Source organism: Streptomyces sp. NPDC088553 (assembly GCF_044752965.1).
Lineage (GTDB): Bacteria > Actinomycetota > Actinomycetes > Streptomycetales > Streptomycetaceae > Streptomyces.
On the sequence record NZ_JBIVMG010000005.1, the window covers coordinates 547,702 to 569,206 of the forward strand.

Annotated in this window: 15 protein-coding genes; 11 read left to right on the forward strand and 4 right to left on the reverse strand. The window is 72.2% G+C overall.

Features of this window, described 5'->3' with window-relative positions:
• Positions 1-134 precede the first annotated feature (134 nt).
• The 3 genes from ACIP8Z_RS19380 to ACIP8Z_RS19390 all read left to right on the forward strand — a co-directional run bounded on the left by ACIP8Z_RS19380 (position 135) and on the right by ACIP8Z_RS19390 (position 5,649).
• Positions 135-1,967: a serine/threonine-protein kinase gene (locus ACIP8Z_RS19380; RefSeq protein ID WP_402084845.1), complete on the forward strand. Its 1,833-nt coding sequence runs from the start codon at positions 135-137 to the stop codon at positions 1,965-1,967.
• Between the two features lie 152 nt (positions 1,968-2,119).
• Positions 2,120-3,784 (forward strand): succinic semialdehyde dehydrogenase, encoded by a 1,665-nt coding sequence (locus ACIP8Z_RS19385; RefSeq protein ID WP_402084848.1) that lies wholly within the window; start codon positions 2,120-2,122, stop codon positions 3,782-3,784.
• A gap of 53 nt (positions 3,785-3,837) precedes the next feature.
• The gene (locus tag ACIP8Z_RS19390; RefSeq protein ID WP_402084851.1) at positions 3,838-5,649 is read left to right on the forward strand and encodes a GMC oxidoreductase; all 1,812 of its coding nucleotides are present in this window, start codon (positions 3,838-3,840) and stop codon (positions 5,647-5,649) included.
• Between the two features lie 628 nt (positions 5,650-6,277).
• Here the strand turns inward: ACIP8Z_RS19390 and ACIP8Z_RS19395 are convergent.
• The gene (locus tag ACIP8Z_RS19395; RefSeq protein ID WP_319310555.1) at positions 6,278-6,571 is read right to left on the reverse strand and encodes a chorismate mutase; all 294 of its coding nucleotides are present in this window, start codon (positions 6,569-6,571) and stop codon (positions 6,278-6,280) included.
• A 321-nt stretch (positions 6,572-6,892) separates the two neighbouring features.
• On the opposite strand from ACIP8Z_RS19395, the gene guaA reads away from it, so the two are divergent.
• From guaA to ACIP8Z_RS19415, 4 genes are all read left to right on the forward strand, one after another.
• Positions 6,893-8,485, forward strand: a complete 1,593-nt coding sequence (guaA, locus tag ACIP8Z_RS19400) for a glutamine-hydrolyzing GMP synthase (RefSeq protein ID WP_402084854.1) — start codon at positions 6,893-6,895, stop codon at positions 8,483-8,485.
• A gap of 153 nt (positions 8,486-8,638) precedes the next feature.
• Positions 8,639-9,427, forward strand: a complete 789-nt coding sequence (locus ACIP8Z_RS19405; protein ID WP_402084856.1) for a class II aldolase/adducin family protein — start codon at positions 8,639-8,641, stop codon at positions 9,425-9,427.
• A 177-nt stretch (positions 9,428-9,604) separates the two neighbouring features.
• Positions 9,605-10,837, forward strand: a complete 1,233-nt coding sequence (locus tag ACIP8Z_RS19410) for a hypothetical protein (protein ID WP_402084858.1) — start codon at positions 9,605-9,607, stop codon at positions 10,835-10,837.
• A 93-nt stretch (positions 10,838-10,930) separates the two neighbouring features.
• Complete coding sequence (locus tag ACIP8Z_RS19415; RefSeq protein WP_402084861.1) at positions 10,931-11,557, forward strand: DoxX family protein; 627 nt, start codon at positions 10,931-10,933, stop codon at positions 11,555-11,557.
• 156 nt (positions 11,558-11,713) lie between these two features.
• Here the strand turns inward: ACIP8Z_RS19415 and ACIP8Z_RS19420 are convergent, their stop codons facing one another.
• Entirely contained in the window at positions 11,714-13,060 is a 1,347-nt protein-coding gene (locus tag ACIP8Z_RS19420; protein ID WP_402084863.1) for a PspC domain-containing protein, read from the reverse strand.
• A gap of 156 nt (positions 13,061-13,216) precedes the next feature.
• Between ACIP8Z_RS19420 and ACIP8Z_RS19425 the strand changes: the two genes are divergently transcribed.
• Positions 13,217-14,479, forward strand: coding sequence for a PspC domain-containing protein (locus tag ACIP8Z_RS19425; protein WP_402084865.1), 1,263 nt, complete (start codon positions 13,217-13,219; stop codon positions 14,477-14,479).
• On the forward strand, positions 14,476-15,189 hold the full coding sequence (locus ACIP8Z_RS19430; protein WP_209496414.1) for a response regulator transcription factor: 714 nt from the start codon (positions 14,476-14,478) through the stop codon (positions 15,187-15,189). Before ACIP8Z_RS19425 ends, ACIP8Z_RS19430 begins: the two co-directional genes overlap by 4 nt.
• On the opposite strand, the gene ACIP8Z_RS19435 is transcribed toward ACIP8Z_RS19430, so the two are convergent.
• Positions 15,190-16,299 carry an NlpC/P60 family protein gene (locus ACIP8Z_RS19435; protein WP_402084868.1) on the reverse strand — a complete coding sequence of 370 codons (1,110 nt, stop codon included), beginning with the start codon at positions 16,297-16,299 and terminating at the stop codon, positions 15,190-15,192.
• A 343-nt stretch (positions 16,300-16,642) separates the two neighbouring features.
• On the opposite strand from ACIP8Z_RS19435, the gene ACIP8Z_RS19440 reads away from it, so the two are divergent.
• Both ACIP8Z_RS19440 and pcrA read left to right on the forward strand, forming a co-directional pair.
• Positions 16,643-16,996: a hypothetical protein gene (locus tag ACIP8Z_RS19440; RefSeq protein ID WP_319310543.1), complete on the forward strand. Its 354-nt coding sequence runs from the start codon at positions 16,643-16,645 to the stop codon at positions 16,994-16,996.
• Between the two features lie 135 nt (positions 16,997-17,131).
• Positions 17,132-19,582 (forward strand): DNA helicase PcrA, encoded by a 2,451-nt coding sequence (gene pcrA / locus ACIP8Z_RS19445; protein WP_402084871.1) that lies wholly within the window; start codon positions 17,132-17,134, stop codon positions 19,580-19,582.
• A gap of 107 nt (positions 19,583-19,689) precedes the next feature.
• On the opposite strand, the gene ACIP8Z_RS19450 is transcribed toward pcrA, so the two are convergent.
• On the reverse strand, positions 19,690-21,396 hold the full coding sequence (locus tag ACIP8Z_RS19450) for a M23 family metallopeptidase (RefSeq protein WP_402084873.1): 1,707 nt from the start codon (positions 21,394-21,396) through the stop codon (positions 19,690-19,692).
• Positions 21,397-21,505: the final 109 nt, after the last annotated feature.

Consider the following 21,505-nt stretch of genomic DNA (forward strand, 5'->3'; position numbering starts at 1 on the left):
GGGACCGTGTCGGGAGGGGGTGCCCGGAATGCCCATCGGCCCCCGGTCACAGTGCTGTTCCTATGGCGGCCCCGAGGTTCCGCCACCCGTGCCCCCCTCCGTAACCTGGCATCCGAAGGAACGGGCGGGGGCAAGTGGAACATTCTCAGAGCACAGGCGCGGGGCTGCTGCTCGCCGGGCGCTACCGGCTGGGCGAGTCCATCGGACGCGGCGGCATGGGCAAGGTCTGGCGCGCCCACGACGAGGTGCTTCACCGCGTCGTGGCGGTGAAGGAGTTGACGGCCGGCCGGTTCGTGGCGGAGGCCGACCGCCTCGTGCTGCACGCCCGTACGCAGAAGGAGGCGCGGGCCGCCGCTCGGATCACGCACCCGGGTGTGGTGACCGTCCACGACGTCCTGGAGCACGACGACCGGCCGTGGATCGTCATGCAGTACGTCGACGGGCCCTCGCTCGCCGACGCCGCCAAGGAGAAGGGCCCGATCGACCCGCACGAGGCGGCCAGGATCGGTCTCCACGTCCTCGGCGCGCTGCGCGCCGCGCACGCGGCCGGGGTGCTGCACCGGGACGTCAAGCCGGGCAACGTCCTGCTCGCCCGTGACGGGAGCGTCCTGATCACCGACTTCGGGATCGCGGCGATCGAGGGCGACGCGACGATCACCCGGACCGGTGAACTCGTCGGCTCCATCGACTATCTGGCCCCCGAGCGCGTACGGGGCGGCGACCCCGGTCCCGCCTCCGACCTCTGGTCGCTCGGCGCCACCCTGTACACGGCGGTGGAGGGCACCTCGCCGTTCCGCCGCACCTCGCCGATCAGCACCATGCAGGCCGTGGTGGCCGAGGAGCCGCCGTACCCGGAGAAGGCGGGGCCGCTGGCCCCCGTCATCGTGGCCCTGCTGCGGAAGGACCCGGCGCAGCGGCCGCAGGCGGACGAGGCCGGTCGGATGCTGCTCGACGCGATGGAGGGGCGTACGCCGGCGGCGGCGCAGGCGTACGTACCGACCCAGCGGGTGGCGCGGGAGGACCTGGACGCGACCGGGGACGGTTCCGTCTCCGGCCACGACCTCGTCACGCTGGGGGAGCAGTCCGACGGCCCGGGGCCGACGGGCACGGCGCGGGCCACGACCCCGTCCGGCCTCGCCCCGTGGCCCCACCAGGCCCAGTCATCCCACCAGTCTCACCAGTCCCACCAGTCCAGCCAGTCGTCACAGCAGTCCCGCTCGCTCCAGTCCTCTCAGCAGTCCCACCCGCCCCAGGGAACCCAGGGGAGCCACGGAACCCATGGGCAGCAGTCCTCCCCGCCCACCGTCGTACCGCCGTCCGCCGACCCCGCCGCCTCCGGTTCGGGCCGCGGCAGGAGCTGGCGTACCGCCGTCCTGGCCGCGCTGCTCGCCGGCCTCGTCGCGGGCGGCGCGGTATTCGCCGCCATGAACTACGCGGGCGGCGACCGCGGCGACGGCGGACGCGCCCCGACCACCGCTCCCGCCCCCACCACCACCCGGGCCACCCCGAGCGACATCCCGGACGGCTGGCACCGCGTCGATGACCGGGAGGGCTTCAGCATCGTCGTGCCGAAGGGCTGGAAGCGGCAGACGGAGGGCGACAACATCGACTACACCCCGGACAACGGCCGTCACCGCATCCGGATCAACATCGACCCCAGCCCCGACTTCGAGAACCCGTACATGCACGCGCTCGACCTGGAGCGCATCGTCGCGAAGCGGATGGAGTACACCCGGGTCAAGCTCGGCCAGACCACCTATCGCGACCAGGTCCGGTCCAGCCTGTGGGAGTTCACCTGGACGGAGAAGCGGGACTTCCCCGGGCCGCGGCACGCGATCGACCTCATGTACTACGCCGACGACGGCACCGAGTACGCGATCTACATGTCGTCCCCCGAGTCCAGCTGGGAGACCACCCGCCAGCAGTTCGACGTCGTCCTCCAGCACTGGCGGGCACCGGGCGACTGAACCCGGTGAAATCTCCGGCTCGGGCCTCCTCACAGCCATAAGCCCCTGATCAGGGCTTATATGCCAGTGATCGCTGGCGTGATGTGCGCACCCGGTGAAAACGCGTTACCGACGGGTACCCAAAGGGCGGAACGGCGCCTACGCTCGGGCCCATGACGGACTCGCAGGCCCCCGCCGCCCCCTCGGTTCCCGACGTCCCCGCCGCGCAGGCCGGAGCCGCCGCGCCCGCCGGGGCGACCAATCCGGTCGCGGCCGCGCCCGCCGGCGCCCGCACGGCCGCCGACGTCGTGACGCCCGAGGTGGTCGCCCGGCTCACGCGCGGTGTCGTCGGCTCCGGCCGGACCGCCAACCACACGCCGTTCACCGGGGCGAAGCTGGCGGACCTGCCCGAGTCCACCCCCGACGACGTCGCCGAGGCCTTCACGCGCGCGCGTGGCGCCCAGGCCGCCTGGGCCGCCACCCCGGTCAGGGCCCGCGCCGCCGTCCTCCTGCGCTTCCACGACCTGGTCCTCCAGCGCCAGTCCGAGGTCCTCGACCTCATCCAGCTGGAGACGGGCAAGGCGCGCCTGCACGCCCACGAGGAGGTGCAGGCGGTCGCCGTCGCCGCCCGCCACTACGGCCGCAAGGCCTCCTCGTACCTGAAGCCCCGCCGTCACACCGGCGTCGTGCCGACCCTCACCAAGGTCACCGAGCTGCGCCAGCCGCGCGGTGTCGTCGGGCAGATCGCCCCCTGGAACTACCCGCTCGAACTCTCCGTCGGCGACGCGCTCCCCGCCTTCGTCTCGGGCAACGCCGTCGTCATGAAGCCCGACACGGAGACCGCGCTCACCGCGCTGTGGGCCCGTGACCTGCTCATCGAGGCCGGGCTGCCCGCCGAGGTCTTCCAGGTCGTGCTCGGCGACGGCCCGGTCGTGGGCCCCGAGGTCGTCAAGCACGCCGACTACGTCTCCTTCACCGGCTCCACCCGTACCGGCCGCGAGGTCGCCCAGGGCGCCGCCGCCCGGCTCGTCGGGGTCTCCCTCGAACTCGGCGGCAAGAACGCGATGCTCGTCCTGAAGGACGCCGACATCGAGAAGGCCGCCGCCGGAGCCGTCCGCGCCTGCTTCTCCTCCGCCGGCCAGCTCTGCATCTCCATCGAGCGCCTCTACGTGCACGAGTCGATCGCCGATGCCTTCCTGGACCGCTTCGCCGCCCGCACCCGGGCCATGCGGCTCGGCAACTCCCTCGCGTACGGCGCCGACATGGGCTCGCTCGTCGGCGACCGCCAGCTGGAGACCGTCACGAAGCACGTCGAGGAGGCCGTCGCCAAGGGCGCCACGCTCGTCGCCGGCGGCGTCGCGCGCCCCGACATCGGCCCCCTGTTCTTCGAGCCGACCATCCTCGACGGCGTCGAGGCGCCGATGGCCGTCTGCGGCGAGGAGACCTTCGGCCCGGTCGTCTCGATCTACCGCTTCCGCGACGAGGACGAGGTCGTCGACCTCGCCAACGCCACCCCGTACGGTCTGAACTCCTCGGTCTGGACGAAGGACTCGCGCCGGGGCCACGCGGTCGCGGCCCGGCTGCGCACCGGCACCGTCAACATCAACGAGGGGTACGCCCCCGCCTACGGCAGCGTGCAGTCCCCGATGGGCGGCATGAAGGACTCCGGGCTCGGCCGGCGCCACGGCTCCGAGGGCATCCTCAAGTACACCGAGGCCCAGACCGTCGCCCAGCAGCGGCTGATCCCGCTCGCGCCCTCCTTCGGGATGGACGACGAGAAGTACGCCGCGTTCATGAGCGCGTCCCTGAAGGCGATGAAGGCCCTGCGCCTGCGCTGACCCGGCGCAGCGCCTCCCCCTCCCGACCGTCCCCTTTTCGTACGAGGAGAGCCATGACCGCGGTACCCCCTACCCAAAATCAGGAGCAGGCGGAGGACGAGGCGTACGACTACGACGTCCTCGTCGTCGGCTCCGGCTTCGGCGGCTCGGTCACCGCGCTCCGCCTCACCGAGAAGGGCTACCGGGTCGGCGTCCTGGAGGCCGGGCGCCGCTTCACCCGCGCGACCCTGCCGAAGAACTCCTGGGACGTGAAGAACTTCCTGTGGGCGCCCGCCCTCGGCCTCTACGGCATCCAGCGGATCCACCTGCTCGGCAACGTGATGGTGCTCGCGGGCGCCGGCGTCGGCGGCGGCTCCCTGAACTACGCCAACACCCTCTACGAGCCGCTCGCGCCGTTCTTCGACGACCCGCAGTGGAAGGACATCACGGACTGGCGCGAGGAGCTGAGCCCCTACTACGACCAGGCCAAGCGGATGCTCGGCGTCCGGATCAACCCGACCATGACCCCGTCGGACGTCCACCTCAAGGCGACCGCGCAGAGCATGGGCATCGGCGACACCTTCCACATGGCGCCCGTCGGGGTGTTCTTCGGGGACGGGCAGGACGGCGACGGGACGGCGAAGGCGAAGCCGGGCGGCGAGGTGCCCGACCCGTTCTTCGGCGGCGCCGGACCCTCCCGCAAGGCCTGCACCGAGTGCGGCGAGTGCATGACCGGCTGCCGGCACGGCGCCAAGAACACCCTCAACGAGAACTACCTCCACCTCGCCGAGAAGGCGGGCGCGGTCGTCCACCCCATGACCTCGGTCGTCGCGGTCACCGAGGACTCGCGGGGCGGCTACGCCGTCAAGACCCTCCCCTCCGACAACCGGAGGAAGGGCAAGGGCCGTACCTTCAGGGCCCGCGAGGTCGTCATCGCCGCCGGCACGTACGGCACGCAGACCCTGCTGCACCGGATGAAGGACACCGGCCTGCTGCCCCGGATCTCGGCCCGGCTCGGCGAGCTGACCCGTACCAACTCCGAGGGCCTCGTCGGCTCGCAGACCACCGACCGGCGCTACCGCAAGAAGCACGGCAAGGAGAGGGCCGACTTCACCCGCGGCGTCGCCATCACCTCCTCGATCCACCCCGACGAGAACACCCACATCGAGCCCGTCCGGTACGGCAAGGGCTCCAACTCGATGGGCGCGCTGACGATCCTCCAGGTGCCGTACGGCGCGCACCGGGTCCGCAGGTGGCTGCTCGAGATCGTCAAGCACCCCGCGCTCGCGGCCCGCTCGCTGTCCAACCGGCGCTGGTCGGAGCGGACCATCATCGGCCTCGTCATGCAGTCCCTGGACAACTCGCTGACCACCTACCGCAAGCCGGGCGGCATCGGGAAGGGCCTGCTCACCGCCCGCCAGGGCCACGGTGCCCCCAACCCGACGCAGATCGAGGCGGCGACCCGGGCCGCGAGCCTCCTCGCCGAGGAGATCAACGGCTTCGCCGGCTCCAACGTCGGCGAGCTGATGGGCACCCCGCTGACCGCGCACTTCCTCGGCGGCTGCCCGATCGGCGCGGACGCCGCGTCCGGTGTCATCGACCCGTACCACCGGCTCTTCGGGCACCCGGGGATCTCCGTGGTCGACGGCGCCGCCGTCTCCGCGAACCTCGGCGTGAACCCGTCCCTGACGATCACCGCTCAGGCGGAGCGGGCGATGTCCTTCTGGCCGAACAAGGGCGAGGCGGACCCGCGGCCGCGGCAGGGCGAGGCGTACGTACGGATCGCGGCGATCGAGCCCAAGTCCCCGGCGGTCCCGGCGGAGGCATTCGGCGCGCTGCGGCTGCCGTTCCTGGGGATGCCGGCGGTTCCGCCGAAGGCGTCATGAGCCGACACAGGTAAGGGGCGCTGCACCCCCCTCCGAGTGCAGCGCCCCTACCAGCTTTGGTGTTGCTGCATAGATGACCCGCGACCGGCGGGGATGGTTGTAGCGGTTGCACAGGATCTTCGTGTGACGCGTGTCACATCGTGGGGGTGCGCGCGAACAAGGGCCCCGTGCCGCGATTCCGGTCGCGGCACGGGGCCCTTGGGGTCGGCACCGGTGTCAGGGCAGCGGCGGTGCCGAGCGGGGCGGCGCCGGGGGGTTGCGCCGCGTGGGAGGGGGTTCTGAGGGGACGAGACGGGTTCGGGGTCGGTTGCGGCCGGCCCCGGGCGTCCCCGGGGCCGACCGCTCCTTCTGGGTGACCGGGCTGCTGTCCCCTGCTGCCCTGTCACAAGCGCTGGTGCGAGGTCCCACGACGTACCAGAAGTACGCCACACGCCCCAGCGAAGCCACGCGTGGTTTCTTTACGGGCCCGCCCCTGGCTGGCACGGACACCCGGACCAACGAAGCCGGGCCGGAGCCGGTCACGCGCCGTACGGGTGAGAGGGGGCCCGAACTCAGATCCGGGAACGCACCCGGATACGCGAGCGCACGCTCGGCCGCGGCGACGCGCCCCGGTCACGCGGGCGCACGCTCAGATGCGGCCCCGGCACAGCTCCAGCATCGTCATCGCCAGCGCCGTGCCCGGCTTGCCGAGAGCGTCCCTGTAGTGGCCGAGGACCTCCATCTCGCGGGCCAGGTTCACCCGGCGGCCGCCGGAGGAGATCCGCGCCTCCTGGATGACGGCCGAGACGGCCATCCGTTCCTGGATGAGACCGATGATCCGGTCGTCGAGCGCGTCGATGCGGTCACGGGCGCCGCCGATCAGCGTCGCCGCCTCGTCGGTGCGGGCGCCGGTCTTCTCGGGGGTGGCGGTGTTCGTCGTCATGGCGGGGCTCCTGGGGTGTCGGATGCCCTCGGGTGAACCGGCCCGGGAACGACAGAACGCCCCGGGCTGTCAGCCCGGGGCGCCTGGGAAGTCGCTTGTCAGTTGCTCAAGCAGCACGACCATGGCAGCCGGTGGGCCGGTTGCCATAGGTAAAGACGAAGGTCGTGAGCTCGCGCATGGGAACAGTATGGACCCCGGCGACGGACCGGAGCCAACCCGGGTTCGGATGGTGAGACGAAAAGCGCCACCGGCGCGCCGGTAGAATCGACAAATAGCACCCCCTTCGGGGGACCCTCCTCCTACCGCCGGAAGGCCGCCGTAGTGTCATCAGCGACCCCCGCTGCCGCGCCCGACGTCACCAACCCGGACGTAGTCCTCGTTGTCGACTTCGGCGCCCAGTACGCCCAGCTCATCGCCCGCCGCGTCCGTGAGGCCCGGGTCTACAGCGAGATCGTCCCGTCCACCATGCCGGTGGCCGAGATGCTGGCCAAGAACCCGAAGGCGATCATCCTCTCCGGCGGCCCGTCCTCCGTGTACGCCGAGGGCGCCCCGCGCCTCGACCGTGCGATCTTCGAGGCGGGCGTCCCCGTCTTCGGCATGTGCTACGGCTTCCAGCTGATGGCGACGACCCTCGGTGGCACCGTCGACAACACCGGCGCCCGCGAGTACGGCCGGACCCCGCTGCACGTCTCCAAGGCCGGTTCCACCCTCTTCGAGGGCACCCCGGTCGAGCAGTCCGTGTGGATGTCGCACGGCGACGCCTGCTCCGCCGCCCCCGAGGGCTTCACCGTCACCGCGTCCACGGACGTCGTGCCGGTCGCCGCCTTCGAGAACGACGAGAAGAAGCTCTACGGCGTCCAGTACCACCCCGAGGTGCTGCACTCCACGCACGGCCAGCAGATCCTGGAGCACTTCCTCTACCGCGGCGCCGGCATCGAGCCCAGCTGGACCACGGGCAACGTGATCGAGGAGCAGGTCGCGGCCATCCGCGCCCAGGTCGGCGACAAGCGCGCCGTCTGCGGCCTCTCCGGCGGCGTCGACTCCGCCGTGGCCGCCGCGCTCGTGCAGAAGGCCATCGGCTCGCAGCTCACCTGCGTGTACGTCGACCACGGCCTCATGCGCAAGGGCGAGACCGAGCAGGTCGAGAAGGACTTCGTCGCCTCCACCGGCGTCAACCTCAAGGTCGTCGACGCGCAGGAGCGGTTCCTCACCGCCCTCGCCGGCGTCTCCGACCCCGAGACCAAGCGGAAGATCATCGGCCGCGAGTTCATCCGGGTCTTCGAGCAGGCGCAGCTGGAGATCCTCCAGGAAGAGGGCCCCGAGGTCGCCTTCCTCGTCCAGGGCACCCTCTACCCGGACATCGTCGAGTCCGGCGGCGGCACCGGCACCGCCAACATCAAGTCCCACCACAACGTCGGCGGCCTCCCCGACGACATCGAGTTCGAGCTCGTCGAGCCGCTGCGCCAGCTCTTCAAGGACGAGGTCCGCATGGTCGGCCAGGAGCTCGGCCTGCCGGAGGAGATCGTCCAGCGCCAGCCGTTCCCCGGCCCCGGCCTCGGCATCCGCATCGTCGGCGAGGTCACCAAGGAGCGCCTGGACCTGCTGCGCGAGGCCGACGCCATCGCCCGCGAGGAGCTCACCGCGGCCGGCCTCGACCGCGAGATCTGGCAGTGCCCGGTCGTCCTGCTCGCCGACGTCCGCTCCGTGGGCGTCCAGGGCGACGGCCGCACCTACGGTCACCCGATCGTGCTGCGCCCCGTCTCCTCCGAGGACGCCATGACGGCCGACTGGTCGCGCCTGCCGTACGACGTGCTCGCCAAGATCTCGACCCGCATCACCAACGAGGTCGAGGACGTCAACCGGGTCGTCCTCGACGTCACCAGCAAGCCGCCGGGCACCATCGAGTGGGAGTAGTCCCTCCCGTAGGTGTGTGAAGCCGTCGCCCCGCCACTCGGGGGCGGCGGCTTCGTCGTGTCCGGCTTCGTCGTGTCCGGCCCCTCACGAAGGCGTCTTTCCGTGGCGTCCGGACTCTGGTGACTTGACCGGCCGGGCATTACCTTCCGGCGCATGAGCGTGATACCCGACCCCGTTCCCGTCGACCGGCTCCACTTCGCCATGCCGCCCGTCCACGCGACGGCCGAGGAGGAACGCACCCACCGCAAACAGCGGCTCGCCGGCGCGCTCCGGGTCTTCGGGCGCTTCGGTTACGAGGAGGGCGTCTCGGGCCACATCAGCGCCCGCGACCCCGAACTCCCCGACTGCTACTGGGTGAACCCCTTCGGGGCGCCGTTCGAGGAGATCGCCGCCAGCGACCTCATCCTGGTCAACGGCGACGGGCAGGTCGTACGGGGCGGGCAGCACGTCAACCAGGCCGCGTTCACCGTCCACGCCCAGGTCCACCGGGCCCGGCCCGACGCCGTGGCCGTCGCCCATACCCACTCCCTCCACGGCCGGGCCCTCGCCTCGCTCGGCGAGCTCCTCGACCCGATCACCCAGGAGGCCTGCGCCTTCTACCAGGACCACGCCCTCTACGACGCCTACACCGGCGTCACCGTGGATCCCGAGGAGGGGCGCCGGATCGCCCTCGCGCTCGGCACGTTCAAGGCGATCGTGCTCCGCAACCACGGGCTGCTCACCGTCGGCGCCTCCGTCGACGCAGCCGCCTGGTGGTTCATCGCACTGGAGCGCTGCGCCCAGGTGCAGCTGGTCGCGCGGGCGGCCGGGAAACCGGTCCTGATCGACCACCGCGAGGCCGTCGCGACCCGCGAACAGCTCGGCAGCGACCTCGTCGCCTGGATCAACTACCAGCCCCTCTGGCGCAGGATCAGCCGCACGGAGCCCGAACTCCTGTCGTAACACCATCGCTTCACCCTTCTGTACGTCAATGCGATGGCGCGGCAATCACCCTCCGGCGGGGCGCACGCGGCAGGTGCGGGAGCCGCCGGTACGACACAATTCCCTGGAACCAACGGCTGGTTGACCCTCCGGGACGCACCGGTACGTGTCGTGAAGTGAGCTCGGGAAGTGAGCACCGTGGCGGTTCAAGAGGCGAGACAGTACGGCGAGCACGCGACGGCCTGCGCGGGCTGCGCCCACTGCGGACAGACCGGCCACCGGCGTGCCGTCGCCGCCTTCCTCGCGCGGCGCGACGAACTCGCCGCCGGGCACGGTGTCCCCGCGGCCGTCGCCCACTCCCCGGTCGCCGCCCGCCAGTGGGTCTCCGACGAGCTCGCCCAGTCCGCCCGCGCGGTGGCCCTGCACGGCCGGGAGGCCGGCGTGGCCTGGTTCGACCGGGTACGGCGCGGGGGACTCGCCGCGGTCTGGGGCGCCGTCGTCGTCCTGCTCCTCGGCCAGGCCCTCACCGCCGTCGGCGGCGGCTGGACCGGCGCCCGGACGGCCGGCCTCTGCACCGCCCTGGTCCTCGCCGTCCTGCTCAGCGCCGCCGCCCACGCCCACCGGTCCCGCGGCGGACTGCTCGCCCCGCTGATCGGGGAGGACAACCGGCTCTCCACCTCCCGCGCCGTCGCCGCGGCCTGGCTCCTCCTCCTCGGCTACGCCCTGGTCCTCCTGGCCTTCCAGTCCCCGGGCGCCCGTGCCTTCGGGCTCGCCCGGGGCGCCGGCCTGCTGACCGTCCTCGCCCTGGTGTCGGCCGTCACCGTGACCGCCCGGCTCGTCGTCGCGGCGGGGATCGCGTCCCGCCGTCTCCAGAAGGTGCGCGCCGACCGGCCGCGCGCCGCCGACCTGCTCTGCGACGACAGCGGCCGGGCCGCGCTCGCCGACGTCCAGTACGTCCTCGTCTCCGGTTCCGTCCTGGTCCTGACGGCCGTCGCCCTCGCCCACGACCCGGCCGGGCTCCCCGGGGTGCCCTGGTCCCTGGTGCTCCTCGTCGGCGTCTCGGCCGTCTGGCACCTCGCCGCGAAGTACACCGAGGGCGTCCGCCCCACGATCCACTCCGTGGTCAGGTCCCGGGAGGCGGGAGACCTCGACGCCCCGATCCGCACGGGTGACGACATCGAGATCCGCGGCTGCGGTTTCGTCCCGCCCGGGGCCGGTGCTCCCGACCCGCTGACCCGTCTGGTCGTCCGTATCGGTCCGGTCCACGCCCATGTGCCGCTGGTTCCGGTCCCGGGCGGTTTCGCCAACCCCACCGACGCCGCCCTGACCGTCCCCCTCCCGGCGGACGTGGAACCGGGCCGGGTGGAGGTCTCGGTCGTGACGGCGGCGGGCGTCGAGACCAACCGGGTCACGATCGACGTCGTGGACTGATCCCTCCGGCCCTCCTTCGCGTATCCCTTCACGGGCCGGGCGGGGAGAATCGTTCCGCGAACAGTCGTACGGGGCGAGGAGAGGTGACCGACGATGACGGGACACGCGGACCGGGCGGACGGCACGGCCGGCGGGACCGGTGACGCGGGCGGCACGGGCGGCCCGGACGGCACCCGAGGCGCGGGCGGTACGAACGGCCCGGACGGCAGCCGAGGCGCGGGCGGCACGGGCCGTGCCGGTTTCGCCGGCGCGCTCGACCGGTGGAAGGCACTCGGCTCCCGCTACGCCCTCGTCCCGCTGCGGGTCTTCCTCGGAGTCACCTTCATCTACGCCGCGTTCGACAAGCTCACCGACTCCGCCTTCTTCGCCGACTCCGGCACGGGCTCCATCGGCGAGATGATGACCGGCGTCCGCGACAGCTCGGCCATCCCCGCCCTGGTCGACCTCGCCCTCAAGAACCCCGCCGGCTTCGGCTACGCCATCGCCTTCGGGGAGCTCGCCGTCGGGATCGGGACCCTGGTGGGTCTCTTCGCGCGCGTGGCGGCGCTCGGCGGCGCGCTGATCTCGCTGAGCCTCTGGCTGACCGTCAGCTGGCAGGTGAACCCGTACTATCTCGGCAACGACCTCGCCTATCTGATGGCCTGGCTGCCGCTGGTGCTGGCCGGGGCGTCGGTGCTGTCTCTCGACCGGCTCCTCGCTGAGCGGCGCCGGACGCGGTAGACGATCCAGGTCACGAGGCCGGCCGTGCCCAGGCCGCCGAAGAGGACCGGGAACACGACGTACCACGGGGTCGTCCAGGCCCCGGTGGCGTCGCCCGCGTAGAGCCCGGCCAGTGCGAGGGCGGTGAGGCCGGCGATCATCCTGCCGGGGCGGAACTCATGAAGCAGCACGCGTGACCTCCACCTGTCCGACGGCGACCTCGAGAGAGAGGTCGAGGGTGCCCGCCGGGGTGGTCCCGGCCGGCGGGTTCAACGTCCGGGTGACGTCCCGGTCCGGCGAGATGTCGATGTCGTTCGCCGGCTCGCCCGGCAGCCGCAGATCGCCGAGTCCCACCTGGGCGTGGAGCTTCACCACCGCGTTCTTCGGGACGATCACCTTGAGCTGCCCCGCGCCCACCTCGATCGACGACGACACGGTCGTGCCCGCCGGGACCGCGAGGGTCGACAGATCGAGCGTGCCGACCCCGGTCCCCAGCTCGTAGCGCGGCTGCACGGCGGCGACCGACGACGGCTTCCACGTCTCGCGTATCCACTCCGTGGTGATCTGGCTGGGCACCGCCGTGGTCAGTGCGAGCAGACCCGCCGTGACCACGGTGAGGAAGATCGTGCCGAACCCGGTCCGGCCCAGGAAGCTGCTGACGACCAGACCGAGGCCGAACACCGCCAGGGCTGCGACCAGACCGGTCTGCAGGCTCGTGCCCAGCGGCTGGCTCTCCCAGGTCAGGGAGGTGCCGACGACCGCCGCGACCATGGCGAGCAGATAGACGAGACCGCCGATCGAGTACGGGCTCCGCCGGATCGAGGGCTTCGGACGACCGGGAGCGTCGGGCCCGGCGTTCCACTGGCCGCCCGGCTTCGGCACCTCGCCGTCCACCAGGCCGTCCTTGTCCACGATGCCGTGCGGCCCCCACAGGTAGCCGATGGCCACCTTGCCCGTCGAGCCGTCCTTGACGATCGGGTCCCGCCACCACGAGGGGAACTCGACGAGCGGCGGGGCCTTGGTCTCGGGCGGGGCCTCGGCGACCGGCCGGGAGGCCGTCGCCGCGTCCGCCCGTCCCTCCGCCTCCACCGCGCCGGCCTGCCGGTGCCGCGACCAGATCGCCGCCGACGACAGCGCGAACGCCACCAGCAGGGCCGAACCCAGCATCGACCCGCTGTGCAGCATCGACAGGAAGACCCCGCAGCCCACCAGCGCCATCAGTATGGCGGCCAGCGTGCCCCCGGAGACACGGCCGGTCAGCAGTCTGCGCCCGTCGTTCTCCTCCTCGCCGTCGAGCGGGATCAGCAGCCACGCGAAGCCGTAGAAGATCAGCCCGAGGCCGCCCGGCACCGCGAGCACACCGATCACCACCCGGAAGATCACCGGGTCCAGGTCGAAGTACCGGCCGAGGCCACCGCAGACACCGCCCACGACCTTGCTGCCGCGCGAGCGCCGCAAGGGAGGGGCGGAGACGGCCTCCGCCGGCGGCGGGGCCTCGTGCTGCGAAGGCATCGAACTCGTCATGCGTCCATGGTGACGGCCCGTGACGCCGAGCGGCACCGGGGCCGACCCTGGCCCGACCCTGATATTCGGCGCCCCACCGTCCCCGAGGCGGCACCAGGGACGATCTCAGGGCCGACCCTGATGTCCAGGGCGGGCCGAACGTGTGACGATCGGTGCATGTCCGCAGCCGCTCGTGTCACCGAGACCGACGAACCGCCCGTGCGCAGGCTCTACCGGAGCGCCGACGGGCGATGGCTCGGCGGTGTCGCGCGCGGCCTCGCTGGCCACCTCGGGCTGCCGGTCGTCTGGGTGCGCATGGCCTTCGTGGTCATGTGCTTCCTGGACGGTCTCGGTCTCCTGATCTACGCGGCCTTCTGGATCGTCGTCCCGCTCGGCGTCGGCGGCCGGACCGCCCCGCGCCCCGTCTTCGAGACCACCCCCGACGGGCGCCGCAGACTGCGCAAGCCCGACCGGGGCCAGCTCTTCGCCCTCATCGTGCTCGCGATCGGCGCCGCGCTCCTCATCGGGAACATCAGCGTCGACGGCGAGTCCGGCCGGTACGTCTGGCCCTTGCTCCTCGTCGGCGTCGGCGTCGCCCTGGTCTGGCGCCAGGCGGACAACGCCCGCCGGGCCAGCTGGACCGACCCCGGCCGCCGCACGCGCGCCCTCCAGCTCGCCCGCGGTCTCGTCGGCGTCGCCCTGGTCGGCACCGGCCTCGCCGTCTTCGTGGTGGTCCGCGGCTCCGTCGCCCAGCTCGGCACGGCACTCACCGCCGCCGTCGCCGTCCTCACCGGCATAGCCCTGCTCTCCGGCCCCTGGCTGGTCCGGATGTCGCAGGACCTCACCGAGGAGCGCACCATGCGCATCCGCGCCCAGGAGCGCGCCGAGGTCGCGGCCCATGTCCACGACTCCGTGCTGCACACCCTCACCCTGATCCAGCGCAACGCCGAGGACGCGGGCGAGGTCCGCCGGCTGGCCCGCGCCCAGGAGCGCGAGCTGCGGAACTGGCTCTACAAGCCCGAGGGCACCGGCAGGGACGAGGAGCCCGAGACCCTCGCCGAGGCGGTGAGGAAGGCGGCGGCCGAGGTCGAGGACAAGCACGGGGTCCCGATCGAGGTGGTCGTCGTCGGCGACTGCCCGCTCGACGAGGGCCTGGTCGCGCAGATGCAGGCCGCGCGCGAGGCGATGGTCAACGCCGCGAAGTACGGTGGCGAGGGTGGGGCCGTACAGGTGTACGCGGAGGTCGAGGGCCGCACGGTGTTCGTCTCTGTCCGGGACCGGGGGCCGGGCTTCGACCTGGACGCGGTCCCCGAGGACAGGATGGGCGTACGAGAATCGATCATCGGCCGGATGCAGCGCAACGGCGGCACGGCCCGGCTGCGGTCCGTGCCGGGCGGGGGCACCGAAGTGGAGCTTGAGATGGAGAGGGCGGACGGATGAGCGACGAGACCGGGGAAGCGACCGGAACCGAGGCGGGGGCGGGCACGGAGCGCCGGGTGCGGGTGGTGCTCGTCGACGACCACCGGATGTTCCGTACGGGAGTGCAGGCCGAGATCGGCCGCACCGATGTGACCGGCGTCGAGGTGGTCGGCGAGGCCGCCGACGTCGACCAGGCGGTCACCGTCATCACGGCGACCCGCCCGGAGGTCGTCCTCCTCGACGTGCATCTGCCGGGCGGCGGCGGGGTCGAGGTGCTGCGGCGCTGCGCGAGCCTGATGAGCGCGGCGGAAGACCCGGTGCGCTTCCTCGCTCTGTCCGTCTCGGACGCGGCCGAGGACGTCATCGGGGTGATCCGGGGCGGTGCCCGGGGCTATGTCACCAAGACGATCACCGGTACCGACCTGGTCGACTCGATCTTCCGGGTCCAGGAGGGCGACGCCGTCTTCTCGCCCCGGCTCGCCGGATTCGTCCTGGACGCCTTCGCGTCGACGGACGCGCCGCCGGTGGACGAGGACATGGACCGGCTGACCCAGCGGGAGCGGGAGGTGCTGCGGCTGATCGCCCGCGGATACGCGTACAAGGAGATCGCCAAGCAGCTCTACATCTCGGTGAAGACGGTCGAGTCGCACGTCTCGGCGGTGCTGCGCAAGCTCCAGCTGTCCAACCGCCACGAACTGACCCGCTGGGCCACTGCCCGACGCCTGGTCTGATCAGCCCACCCGGGTCGCTCCCGCGAAGGGCATCTCGTCGATGGGGGCGACCCTCACGGGTGCGCCGGGGCGGGGGGCGTGGATCATCTGGCCGCCGCCGATGTAGAGCCCGACGTGGCTGATCCCGGAGTAGAAGAAGATCAGGTCACCGGGGGCGAGCTGGGACCGGGAGACCCGCCGGCCCGCGTTGATCTGGGTGTACGTGGTGCGCGGCAGCGAGACGCCTGCCGCGCGCCAGGCCGCCTGGGTGAGGCCCGAGCAGTCGTACGCCGAGGGGCCCGTCGCCCCCCACACGTACGGCTTGCCGAGCTGGGCGCGGGCGAAGGAGACGGCCTCGGCGGCCCGGCCGTTCGGCGCGGTCACCGGCCCGCGGTCGCCCCCCGAGGAGCGGTCGGCGCGTACGGCGGCGGGCGCCGCGCCCGTACCTCCGCTGCCGCCGTTCCCGGCCGAGGTGCCGGAGCCGTCGCGGCCCGCTTCGGCGGCCTCGTACCGGGCGCGTTCCTCGGCGGTCAGCCGGGCGAGCAGGGTCCGTGCCGCCTGGAGCTTGCCGAGGACGGCCGCCTTCTGCCGACGCAGCTCCGTCTCGTGCGCGCGCAGCGCGTCCAGGTGCCCCGTCGACTCGGCCCGCAGCTGCCGGACGGCGGCGAGCTCGCGGCGTACGGCGCTGACGGCGGCGGCCTGCCGGTCCCCGGCCCGCTCGGCGAGCGCGGCCCGCTCCAGGTACTGGTCGGGGTTCGAGGTGAGGGCGAGCTGGACGGCGGGGTCGAGGCCCCCGGACCGGTACTGGGCGGCGGCCATGGCCCCGAGCCCGTCCCGCGCGGTGTTGAGCCGCTGGGTCCTGCGGGCGGCCTCGTCGCGCAGCCGCTCGAACGCGGCGCGGGCCTCGTCGGCCTTCTCCTTCGCCCCGTTGTACCGCTCGGTCGCGACCTCGGCCTCCTCGTACAGCCGGTCGACCTTCTCCTTGACCTGGGCGGTGGTGGGACGGGGTTCGGCGTGCCCGGACCCCTCGAAGAGCGTCGCGGTCGCGGCGGAGGCGAGCGCGAGGGTGGCGGCGGTGCGGCCCGCCTGGCCACCGAGGGGGGACTGCCTGGGTTTTCGGTGTGCTGCCACGAGGGCGGGTCACATCCTCTGCCTGGGGGAAACGGGCCCGCCGGGCCGACGGCGGACCGCACAGGGGAGACGGTCCGCCGCCGGGTTTTCTCGGCGGGGGTGACCGACAACCGCCGGATCGCCGGCGGTGGTGGGGAGCCGGCCACCTGGTGAAGGACGCTAAACCTGGGGTCACGCCCGGGCGGCGGGATGACCGCTATTGGCGGCACTTGGCGGTCGGTGACCGATGTCTTTCGCCCGGGGTGCCGGGCCGAGGGGCATTCCGGCGGCCGTCCGACCGAAGCGACGGACTGGGTGGACCCGGCCGGAAGGCGGTGCTAAGGCCCCGGTTAGGCTCCGGCCCATGGACGTACTCATCAATGTCTTCGTCGCCCTGCACATCATCGGTATCGCCGCCCTGCTGGGCGGATTCCTCACCCAGATGAAGGCGATGGGGGCCGGTACGGCCCGCTTCAGCCCCGCGATGCTGCACGGCGCGCTGACCATGCTCGTCACCGGCGTCGCGCTGGTCGGCCTGAACCAGGCGGACGACCAGAGCGTCAACAACCTCAAGGTCGGCATCAAGCTCGGGATCCTCGTCGTGATCCTCGCCCTCGTCTACGTCAAGCGCGACGAGGAGCGCGTCGAGAAGGGTCTCTTCGCCGCCGTCGGCGGTCTGACCATGGCGAACATCTTCATCGCGACCCTCTGGACGTGACCCCCGGGACGTGACCCGGGACCCCTCCGGGCAGCGGCCGACCGTGCGGATGTGACCGGTACCGCAGCCCGGCGAGGAAGGCGGGTCCCGAAGGCGGGCCCGGATGTCGGTGGGGCGTCCTAGACTCGTGAGGCGATGAGCAGCCTCTTTGACGACAGCTTCCTGGCCGGCCTCCAGAACCACTCCTCGGAGGAGCCCCCGCCCCACCCCGAGGACCACGAGCACGGCTCCCCGGCCGGGGAGGACGTCCCGCACGACCTCTTCGGGGAGCACTTCGACGCGCCCCCGCCCGCCCGGGACACCCACTACCGCGACGGCGCCCCCCGCCCCGTCGTGGACACCGCCGCGCTCCTGGACGGGCTGAACGAGCAGCAGCGCGCCGCCGTCGTGCACACCGACACCCCGCTGCTCATCGTCGCCGGAGCAGGCTCCGGCAAGACCCGGGTGCTCACCCACCGCATCGCCCACCTCCTCGGCACGCGGCACGTGCACCCCGGCCAGATACTGGCGATCACCTTCACGAACAAGGCCGCCGGCGAGATGAAGGAGCGCGTCGAGCAGCTCGTCGGGCCGCGTGCCAACGCGATGTGGGTGATGACCTTCCACAGCGCCTGCGTCCGCATCCTGCGCCGCGAGTCGAAGAAGCTCGGCTTCACGTCCTCCTTCTCGATCTACGACGCCGCCGACTCCAAGCGCCTGATGTCGCTGGTCTGCCGCGACCTGGACCTCGACCCGAAGAAGTTCCCGCCGAAGTCCTTCAGCGCCAAGATCTCGAACCTCAAGAACGAGCTGATCGACGAGGAGACCTTCGCCGACCAGGCCGTCGACGGCTTCGAGAAGACGCTCGCCGAGGCCTACCGGATGTACCAGGCGCGGCTGCGCGAGGCCAACGCCCTGGACTTCGACGACATCATCATGACGACGGTCCATCTGCTCCAGGCGTTCCCGGACGTCGCCGAGCACTACCGCCGCCGCTTCCGGCACGTCCTCGTCGACGAGTACCAGGACACCAACCACGCCCAGTACACCCTCGTGCGGGAGCTCGTCGGCACCGGCTACGAGGACCTCGGCCCCGCCGAGCTGTGCGTCGTCGGTGACGCCGACCAGTCGATCTACGCCTTCCGCGGCGCCACCATCCGCAACATCCTCCAGTTCGAGGAGGACTACCCGGACGCGACGACGATCCTCCTGGAGCAGAACTACCGCTCCACGCAGACGATCCTCTCCGCCGCGAACGCCGTCATCGAGCGCAACGAGTCCCGTCGCCCCAAGAACCTCTGGACGAACGCCGGCGCGGGCTCGCAGATCACGGGCTACGTCGCCGACACCGAGCACGACGAGGCCCAGTTCGTCGCCGACGAGATCGACCGGCTCACCGACGCGGGCGAGGCCAAGGCCGGAGACGTCGCCGTCTTCTACCGGACCAACGCCCAGTCGCGTGTCTTCGAAGAGATCTTCATCCGCGTCGGACTGCCCTACAAGGTCGTCGGCGGCGTGCGCTTCTACGAGCGCAAGGAGGTCCGGGACGTCCTCGCCTACCTGCGCGTCCTCGCCAACCCCGAGGACAACGTCCCGCTGCGCCGCATCCTCAACGTCCCCAAGCGGGGCATCGGCGAGCGCGCCGAGGCGATGATCGACGCCCTCTCGCTGCGCGAGAAGATCACCTTCCCGCAGGCCCTCAAGCGGGTCGACGAGGCGTACGGCATGGCGGCCCGCTCGGCGAACGCCGTCAAGCGGTTCAACGCGCTGATGGACGAACTGCGCACCGTCGTCGAGTCCGGCGCCGGCCCCGCCGTCGTCCTGGAGGCCGTCCTGGAGCGCACCGGCTACCTGGCCGAGCTCCAGGCCTCGACCGACCCGCAGGACGAGACCCGGATCGAGAACCTCCAGGAACTCGCCGCCGTGGCCCTGGAGTTCGAGCAGGAGCGCGGCGAGGAGCCCGCGACCCTCGCCGAGTTCCTGGAGAAGGTCGCGCTCGTCGCCGACTCCGACCAGATCCCGGACGAGGACGAGGAGGGCCGGGGCGTCATCACCCTGATGACGCTGCACACCGCGAAGGGCCTCGAATTCCCCGTGGTGTTCCTGACGGGCATGGAGGACGGCGTCTTCCCGCACATGCGCGCCCTCGGCCAGGCGAAGGAGCTGGAGGAGGAGCGGCGCCTCGCGTACGTGGGCATCACGCGCGCGCGGGAGCGGCTCTACCTGACGCGCTCGTCGATGCGCAGCGCCTGGGGCCAGCCCTCGTACAACCCGGCTTCGCGCTTCCTGGAGGAGATCCCGCCCGCGTACCTGGAGTGGAAGCGGACCGGTCCGATGGTGAAGCCCGCCGGGCCGACCTCGGGGATCACCTCCTCGCTCTCCTCCTCCCGTTCGCGCTCCGGCCCCTCGGGCTTCGCGACCCGGCGTGCGGGGGAGAAGCCGGTGATCTCCCTCCAGGTCGGTGACCGGGTCACGCACGACCAGTTCGGCCTCGGCACGGTCATGACGGTGACCGGCGCGGGCGCGGACGCCCAGGCGACGATCGACTTCGGCGACGAGAAGCCGAAGCGGCTGCTGCTGCGGTACGCGCCGGTCGAGAAGCTGTAGCGGCGGAGACGGCGTACGCGAGCGGGCCCCGGCCGAAGAAGCCGGGGCCCGCTCGCGTATGTGAGGCGTGAGGCGTGAAGTTTGAGGTGTGACGCGGAGGCCTGAGGTCAGCTGGTCGGGTCGAGACCGTGGCTGCGCAGCCAGGCCAGCGGGTCGATCGCGTAGCCGCCGCCCGGCCGGACCTCGAAGTGCAGGTGCGGGCCGGTGGAGTTGCCGGTGTCGCCGGAGTACGCGATGACGTCGCCGGCCTTCACCTGGCCGTAGCGGATCTTGGCGCTGCTGAGGTGGCAGTACCAGGTCTCGGTGCCGTCGGGCGCGGTCACGATCACCATGTTGCCGTAGGCACTGTTGATCTGGGTGCGGACGGTGCCGTCCGTCGCGGCCATCACGGGCGTGCCGGTCTGCACGGGGAAGTCGATGCCGGTGTGCACGGACATCCAGTTGACACCGGACTGGCCGAAGCGCGCGCTGAGCCGGTGGAGTTCCACCGGCAGCATGTACTTGGGACGCAGCGCCTCCTTGCGGGCCGCCTCCTCCTCGCGCTTCTTCTTGTCGGCCGCCTGGCGTGCCTTGAGGTCGATGCGCTCCTGGGTGCGGCTGGCGCGGTCGCCGAAGTCGCGGGCATCGGCGCTGAGCGCGGCGAGCTGCGTGTCGAGGGCGCTGTTGGCGGCGACCTGCTTCACGGACGCCGGGTCGGCGGCGGCGAGCGCGGTCGTGTCCTCCTTCTTCGCGCCGTCGGCGCCGGCTCCGGCGAGCCCGCCGACGGAGGCGGCGGCGATGCCGGCGACGCCCATGACGCAGGCGGAGGGAACGGCGACGGTCAGCAGCGCGGAGCGCTTGGCGGGGGTACGGCGCCGGCCGCGGCTGCCGGTGGAGGAGCGGCGCACGGGGCGGCCGGCGAGGGGAGAGTCCGTGCGGACCTCGACGGCGGGCTGGTCGTCGAGGCCGGCGGGCTGGTCGTCGTGCTCGTCGTGGGCCTCGCGGGCCTCGTGACGGTCGCCGTCCTCGTCCTCGTGGTCGTCGCGATCGGCCCGGTCGTGGGCGGGCTCGATGTCGTCGAGGTCCGTGTGGGCCTCGCCGGTGGCCGCCTCGGTCTCGGGGAGGTACTCGAACGCGAACTCGGCGGTGTGCTCGGGACCCGGCGTGTACTGATGGGGGACGACCGGCTCGGCCTCCGGGGCCGCCTGGTTCCACGCGGTCGCGTCGTAGGCGCCGGTGTCGGTCGCGAAGGCGGGGGCGGCCCACTGGCCGGTCGCGTCGTAGGACTCGTACCCGTAGGACCCCTGAGCGGCGTAGGCGCCGGCGTGGAGGGTCTCGTACTGGCCGGTGTGCTGAGCCTCGGTCCAGGCGGACGCGTCCCACTGGCCGGTGGTGTCGTACGCGGGGGCGGTGCCGTGCTGCGTGGCTGTCGTGTCGTACTGCCCGGTCGTCGTCTCGTACGGACCCGTCGAGGTCCCGTACGTGCCGGTGGTGTCGTAGGCGCCGGTGGTGTTCCACTGCCCGGTGGTGTCCCACTGACCGGTCGTGTCGTACGAGCCGGTGGCCTCGTACTGCCCGGTGGTGGTGGCGTACTGCCCCGTCATGTCGTACTGGCCGGTCGCGGCGTACTGCGTGGCGTCGTACTGCCCGGCCGTCGTTCCGTACTGCTCCGCCGTCCCGTACGTGCCGGTGACGTCGTATCCGCCGAGGTTCCACTGTCCGCTCTGGTCCGACCCGCCGTCGCCGTAGGCGCCGAAGAGAGGGTCGGTGGCGAAACTACCGGTGGGGTGGGCGCCGTCTCCGACGTACCCGGCGTGGGGGTGCTGGTCGTTCACCAACGTCTCTCTCGCCTCGGCAGCAGGACCAGTCCGGGGCGGGCCCGACGAGGGGTGTCCCGGGGGTAAGCAGTGGCGCGACTGTACCCGGCGGTATGCGTAGCCGACA

What these genes read in the sequence shown, in the direction of transcription:
- ACIP8Z_RS19385 (WP_402084848.1), top strand. Translation starts at nt 2,120, where the DNA reads ATGACGGACTCGCAGGCCCCCGCCGCCCCCTCGGTTCCCGACGTCCCC.
- ACIP8Z_RS19390 (WP_402084851.1), top strand. Translation starts at nt 3,838, where the DNA reads ATGACCGCGGTACCCCCTACCCAAAATCAGGAGCAGGCGGAGGACGAG.
- ACIP8Z_RS19395 (WP_319310555.1), bottom strand. Translation starts at nt 6,571, where the DNA reads ATGACGACGAACACCGCCACCCCCGAGAAGACCGGCGCCCGCACCGAC.
- ACIP8Z_RS19405 (WP_402084856.1), top strand. Translation starts at nt 8,639, where the DNA reads ATGAGCGTGATACCCGACCCCGTTCCCGTCGACCGGCTCCACTTCGCC.
- ACIP8Z_RS19415 (WP_402084861.1), top strand. Translation starts at nt 10,931, where the DNA reads ATGACGGGACACGCGGACCGGGCGGACGGCACGGCCGGCGGGACCGGT.
- ACIP8Z_RS19420 (WP_402084863.1), bottom strand. Translation starts at nt 13,060, where the DNA reads ATGACGAGTTCGATGCCTTCGCAGCACGAGGCCCCGCCGCCGGCGGAG.
- ACIP8Z_RS19425 (WP_402084865.1), top strand. Translation starts at nt 13,217, where the DNA reads ATGTCCGCAGCCGCTCGTGTCACCGAGACCGACGAACCGCCCGTGCGC.
- ACIP8Z_RS19430 (WP_209496414.1), top strand. Translation starts at nt 14,476, where the DNA reads ATGAGCGACGAGACCGGGGAAGCGACCGGAACCGAGGCGGGGGCGGGC.
- ACIP8Z_RS19440 (WP_319310543.1), top strand. Translation starts at nt 16,643, where the DNA reads ATGGACGTACTCATCAATGTCTTCGTCGCCCTGCACATCATCGGTATC.
- pcrA (WP_402084871.1), top strand. Translation starts at nt 17,132, where the DNA reads ATGAGCAGCCTCTTTGACGACAGCTTCCTGGCCGGCCTCCAGAACCAC.